Annotated in this window: 2 protein-coding genes; one reads left to right on the top strand and one right to left on the bottom strand. The window is 74.9% G+C overall.

The window, feature by feature from the left end:
* Window positions 1-1,170 (top strand): MFS transporter (locus tag AB0O00_RS37985; RefSeq protein WP_363659254.1); only part of this gene is annotated, 1,170 nt, incomplete at its 5' end.
* On the opposite strand, the gene AB0O00_RS37990 is transcribed toward AB0O00_RS37985, so the two are convergent.
* The coding region (locus AB0O00_RS37990; RefSeq protein ID WP_363659255.1) for a PaaX family transcriptional regulator C-terminal domain-containing protein at window positions 1,109-1,728 on the bottom strand (620 nt) is incomplete at its 5' end. The genes AB0O00_RS37985 and AB0O00_RS37990 overlap by 62 nt on opposite strands.

Below are 1,728 nucleotides of genomic sequence, written 5' to 3' on the forward strand. Positions count from 1 at the left end.
GCCGCCGCCGCGCTCTCCCCGACGGTCGGCGCGCTGATCGCCGCGCGGGCGGTGCAGGGCGCGGGCGCGGCGCTGGTGATGCCGCTGACGCTCACCCTGATCAGCGAGGCGTTCCCGGCCGGAAAGCGCGGCATGGCGATCGGCCTGTGGGGCGGCATCGCCGGGCTGGCGGTGGCGGCCGGTCCGGTGGTCGGCGGCGCCGTCGTGCAGGGCATCAGCTGGCACTGGATCTTCTGGCTGAACGTGCCGATCGGCCTCGCCCTGATCCCGCTCGCGGCGACCCGCCTGCGCGAGAGCTACGGCCCGCGGCCGCACCTGGACGTGCGCGGGCTGCTGCTCGCCGGGGCCGGGTTCTTCGGGCTCACGTGGGGGCTGGTCCGCTCGAACACCGTCGGCTGGGCGAGCGGCGAGGTGCTCGGGTCGCTGCTCGCGGGCGCGGCGGTCGTCGGCGCGTTCCTGTGGTGGGAGCGGCGGGCCCCGGCGCCGATGCTGCCGCTCACGATGTTCCGGCGGCGCAGTTTCTCGGCCGCGAACGGCGTGAGCTTCTTCCTCTACGCGGGCCTGTTCGGCGCGCTGTTCCTGATGGCGCAGTTCTTCCAGACGGCGCAGGGCCTCACGCCGATGCAGGCGGGCCTGCGGCTGCTCGCCTGGACGGCGGCGCCGGTGGTCGTCGCGCCGCTCGCCGGGCGCCTGGCCGACCGCTTCGGGAACCGGCCGTTCATCGTCCTCGGCCTGCTGCTCCAGGCCGGCGGGCTCGCGTGGGTCGCCGGGATCGCCCAACCCGCCTCCGGCTTCGTCACGTTGGGCGTCGCCCTGGCGATCGCCGGGATCGGCACGTCGCTGGTGTTCCCGACCGTGGCCAACGCCGTCGTCGCCTCGGTCGACGACCGGGACGTCGGCATGGCGGCGGGCACCAACAGCGCGATGCGCGAGCTCGGCGGCGTCTTCGGCGTGGCCGTGCTGGCCTCCGTCTTCGCCCGCCCCGGCGCGTACGCCTCGCCCGCCGTGTTCGTCGACGGCTTCACGACGGCCCTGTGGGTGGGCGTCGGACTCTCCGCCGTCGGCGTCCTCGTCGGCCTGTTCGGGCTGCGGCGCGAGTCACCCGCGCCTACTCGGAGTGGATCACCGACAGTGCGTGTTCCCGCGCGCCCGTACTCAGCATCGCGTTGAGCTCGTCGAACAGGGCGCCGGCGCTGACCCCGTTCCAGCCCGGGGGGAGCAGCGAGAGCGGCAGGCCGGGGTCGCGGTAGGGGAGGCGGCGCCACTGCGTGAGCATCGGGACGTAGACCCGGAAGGCCTCCAGCGGCGTGCTGCCGGAGGCCTTCACCCGGTCCAGCACCGGGCGGTGGCGGGCGAGGAACTCCGCGTACAGTTCGGCGAGTTCGTCGAGGTCCCACCAGCTGCGCACCTTGGAGCGCAGGTCGCCGAAGGCGTAGTGGTCGCCGCGGAAGATGTCGACGTAGGCGGCGAGCCCGCGGCGCTCCAGCGTGCGGCGGGTCTCGGCGGCGAGGTTGCCCGGCGCCACCCAGACGCCGGGCGCGGCGGTGCCGAGGCCGAGCCGGGTGAGGCTGGCGCGCAGCTCGTGGCGCTTCTGCCGCTCGGACTCGGGGACGGAGAAGACGACGACGATCCAGCCGTCCTCGGGGACGGCGCGCACGCGTTCGAAGATGCGGACGTCGCCCTCGGCGAGGGTCTCCAGTACGGACGGGACGAGCGAGTACCCGGCGG

Origin of the sequence: Kitasatospora sp. NPDC093558, from assembly GCF_040683475.1 — a bacterium.
GTDB lineage: Bacteria > Actinomycetota > Actinomycetes > Streptomycetales > Streptomycetaceae > Kitasatospora.